This is a genomic window from Mycobacterium sp. (assembly GCF_049673265.1).
Classification (GTDB): Bacteria; Actinomycetota; Actinomycetes; order Mycobacteriales; family Mycobacteriaceae; genus Mycobacterium.
Genome location: NZ_JBATXN010000479.1, coordinates 1 through 3,249 on the forward strand (window position 1 = coordinate 1; position 3,249 = coordinate 3,249).

A 3,249-nucleotide genomic window follows, 5' to 3' on the forward strand; every position below is an offset into this window, starting at 1 on the left:
ACTCACTCTTTGGCGGGCCCACAAAGGCGGGCGGAGAGCCGTTAAAAGCCCTGCCCAAGTGTTTAGCGAGCAGTGGTGAATTGTGCGAATAACCTGGTATCGGTAGCTTAAGTCTGTGGCTGATTCCGGGCTGCAACAGCAGCTGAACGAAGTACGCGCGCTGCTTGGCCGAGCGCGAGAGTTGTTCGGTGCTAATCCGGTCCAGCCGCCCTCCGATATCGCTCCGGATCGCGACGCCGTCAAGACCTGGATCCGTTAGGTCAGACCCTCGTTATTGCTGCACGCCGTCTCGGCGGTGTAACTCATGTGCCACCAGCCGCTCAATCGCAACGTCGAGGTCCTGGGCGGTCGGGACTTCGGCGGACGGGGTGTAACCGGCCGCCACGATTTCGCCGCGCACTTCCATCACTGCCTTGAGATAGGAGACGTCGGCGGTCAGCATGATGCCCTGTGCCAAACTCTCCGCATCCGTGTTCATCGCCGCATCGCTCAGCGTGACGCTGTGCATATAGCCGCCGCGGCAGGAGCGGACGAGAATGTGCCCGCTCGGGTGCACGGTGTCGAACGCCGGATCGGCCTCAGTCATCGACCGCCGTCAGAGATGCGTTTGATTTCTTGGGCAGACTCGGCATCCTGCGCTTCCCACATGTTGGCCGATTTTGTCAGGTTGTCCGCTATTTCCGAGTGACTGTCGGCTTGCTGCTCGTAGCACAAGCGTCGTTGCTCGAGAAGTTCGCGGCCGGCCTCCCGCAACTCACCGAAAATCGGACCCAGCGAGTCCAGGCTTTCCTGAATCGCCTGGTGCGACGACGGCAGGGTCCGCAGATATTCGGATGTCTCTTGGTGGTGTCCGGCGGCTTGACGCAAATTGTCGGGCACCACGTGGATTCGGTCTGCCATCCGCTGTCTCCTCTTGATGTGCCGGCGGCGCCGGATTTTTCTTACGGTTTTTCGGCGCTAGCCGGCCTTGTGGGTGCCGGTGGGTCGGTCCGGTCCGGTGCGGCTGCGGTGACCGGTCCAGGTGGGTGCTCCCAGCCTAGGAAGCTGGGCCCGTTCACGGTGGAAATGTGCTGGATCTGACCGTTGAGCAGAGCCCGGCTCTGGCCGAGGGCAAGCGCGTGGCGATCGGTCAGCATGCCGATATCCCCGGGTGTGAGCCGCGACGGGTCGACCGGGTCGGTGACTGCTGTCCCCGGCGGCGGAATGGTCATCCCCTCCTGACGGAACGCGTCTGCGATCGGCGTCCCAGTCGCTGCCGCCTGGATGGCCGCTGCGAGTTGAGGATTGGCCGCGGTGACGGTTTCCCCGTTGGGCAGTGAGATGGTCGTTGGGCCGGCGGTCGGCTGCACCGCCGCGGGGTCCGCGTCGTGCTGGTCCGTCTGCTCATCGCCGTCCGTATCGGCGGATGGTTCGTCTTCAGGGTCGCCTGCATCCAGCAGTGCGTCGTCGAGGTCCTTCGGTAAACGTTCATCGTCGCCGCTCTGCAGCGGCCCGGAAAGCGGAAATCCGCCCGGCAACCCTCCCCCGCCGAATGACGGAATACTCGGCATCGCCGGGGTCATCGGCGGCGGCGATGGCGACGGCGCTTGTGCCGGTGCCTCTTCGGGCGGCAATCCGGAATCGTCAAGGGGCAGCGAGTCCAGGTAGGGGTCGGCTGCCGTATCGGCTGTTGCGGGCGGGCTTTCCGCTGGGGAGCCGGCGGGCGCGGCGGTCGGCCGACCATGTTCGCCCCCATCGCCTTCCGGCTTGGCGGACTCGTACAGCGAAGTCCATGCGGCCATCAGTGCTGAGTTCGACGTGTCGTCGAGGCTCGCGTTGGCCACCACATCGCGGATATCGCGGAGTTTGCCGATCAGGAATCGCTGGAAGTCGCGCGCTCCGGCCGGGGTGTCCAGATCGGATCGTGTTGTGACCGCCGCCTCGATTTCGTGCTGCAGCTTGTTCAGGGCTCCCCTGCCCTCGGCGTTGCGCTGGTGCGCATTGAGAACTGCGGTGACCACTTGCAGGTCGACCTGCGCGGTCGCCGAGTTTTGGTGTGCGAGGGCAGCTTCCGCGTCTCTAATGGCATCGGCGGCGGCGCCCTCTTGACGATCGGAGGTTATTCGCGGCGGAACGATCATCGTGCCTGTCCTTGCGTCGAACAGATCCGGATGCTGTTGGCGGATTCTGGCAACGATGCCGTCGAGCCGCTGCGGGCTTGCCGTAGATAGCGTCGTCGCGTCCGTGATGTCTTGTGGTGTCAGACCGGCCAACCACGCTTTCGGGTCGCCGGTGTACCCGGTGACGTGCTCGGCCGCGGCAAGCACGTCATCAGGCGTAGCCATTGCCTACCCGAGCGAACATGCTGGCGACAGTAGCCAGGAGTCCGGGGGGCAGACAATTCACTCGTGTGGATTGTGATAACGCGATCGACCGCTAGCCGGTGGAGGTGGTGTAGTGCTCCGCCAACTTGTCCAGCGCAGCCTTTTTCGCAACCGCGAGCTCGTGGGCATCAGACACCACCGCCAGAATCTCGCGTTGCTTGGCGATCAGAAACCTTTGGAGCTCGCGCGCACCGATCGCGGTATCAAGCCCAACGGCAGTCTGATTCGCGACAGCGCGGTCGATTTCGGCGGCGATGGCGTCGAGGCGCCTGACACCCTCGACCGTGGCCGCATGCGCACTGGCGAGCGCTTCCGAGAGAGCACGATCGGCATCAGCAGCTGCGTCGTGTTGTCTCGACAGCGCGGCTTGCCGTTCCCCGATCGCCGCGATCGACTGCCCGGCCTGCTCTGGCATAGCTTGACCGTACTCACGGCCCGGACCCTCAACAACCATTGCCGTTACCCCACTGGGCGTCTGATCTGCACGCCGGTGCCCAGCGGGCTGATCCGGACCGTCGCGCCGGCATGAGGTGCTTCCACGACCAGATTGTTGCCGATGGCCAGCTGCACGTGTCCGGCGCTGGGAAAGACGAGGTCGCCCGGACGGGCCTGGGAAGGCGGGACCGGAATTCCGTCGTAGATCTGCTGATAAGTAGTGCGGTCCAAGTGGATTCCGGCCCGCGCATAGGACCACTGGGTCAACCCAGAACAGTCGAATCGGTTGGGCCCGGTTGCGCCCCAGACGTACGGGCTGCCCAACCGCGAGAGCGCGGCCCGCACCGCGATCCCGGCGCGGGTGTGGGCCGGCGGCAACCGCAGCCCGGCCCGGTGACCGGCGCGCCGCACGACTCGATAGCGCAACGCGCGCAACGCCGCCCGATGCCGG

General features: G+C 65.1%; 6 protein-coding genes. 1 reads left to right on the plus strand and 5 read right to left on the minus strand.

The window, feature by feature from the left end:
• The first annotated feature begins 115 nt into the window (after positions 1 to 115).
• Positions 116 to 259, plus strand: a complete 144-nt coding sequence (locus WBF82_RS16575; protein ID WP_424080578.1) for a hypothetical protein — start codon at positions 116 to 118, stop codon at positions 257 to 259.
• A gap of 12 nt (positions 260 to 271) precedes the next feature.
• Here WBF82_RS16575 and WBF82_RS16580 read toward each other — a convergent pair whose 3' ends face one another.
• From WBF82_RS16580 to WBF82_RS16600, 5 genes are all read right to left on the minus strand, one after another.
• Positions 272 to 586, minus strand: a complete 315-nt coding sequence (locus tag WBF82_RS16580; RefSeq protein ID WP_424384063.1) for a DUF2694 family protein — start codon at positions 584 to 586, stop codon at positions 272 to 274.
• Positions 583 to 900, minus strand: coding sequence for an ESX-1 secretion-associated protein (locus tag WBF82_RS16585; protein ID WP_424384064.1), 318 nt, complete (start codon positions 898 to 900; stop codon positions 583 to 585). The genes WBF82_RS16580 and WBF82_RS16585 overlap by 4 nt, the downstream gene beginning before the upstream one ends.
• A 41-nt stretch (positions 901 to 941) precedes the next feature.
• A complete protein-coding gene (locus tag WBF82_RS16590) occupies positions 942 to 2,324 on the minus strand; it encodes a DUF4226 domain-containing protein (protein WP_424384065.1) in 1,383 nt (460 codons plus the stop codon).
• Between the two features lie 91 nt (positions 2,325 to 2,415).
• Positions 2,416 to 2,778 carry a DUF4226 domain-containing protein gene (locus tag WBF82_RS16595; RefSeq protein ID WP_424384066.1) on the minus strand — a complete coding sequence of 121 codons (363 nt, stop codon included), beginning with the start codon at positions 2,776 to 2,778 and terminating at the stop codon, positions 2,416 to 2,418.
• A 44-nt stretch (positions 2,779 to 2,822) separates the two neighbouring features.
• Positions 2,823 to 3,249, minus strand: a 427-nt coding sequence (locus WBF82_RS16600) for a C40 family peptidase (protein WP_424384067.1), incomplete at its 5' end; no start/stop codon positions are given.

Coding starts and splice junctions, on each gene's coding strand:
- WBF82_RS16585 (WP_424384064.1), bottom strand. CDS start 900: ATGGCAGACCGAATCCACGTGGTGCCCGACAATTTGCGTCAAGCCGCC.
- WBF82_RS16590 (WP_424384065.1), bottom strand. CDS start 2,324: ATGGCTACGCCTGATGACGTGCTTGCCGCGGCCGAGCACGTCACCGGG.
- WBF82_RS16580 (WP_424384063.1), bottom strand. CDS start 586: ATGACTGAGGCCGATCCGGCGTTCGACACCGTGCACCCGAGCGGGCAC.
- WBF82_RS16595 (WP_424384066.1), bottom strand. CDS start 2,778: ATGCCAGAGCAGGCCGGGCAGTCGATCGCGGCGATCGGGGAACGGCAA.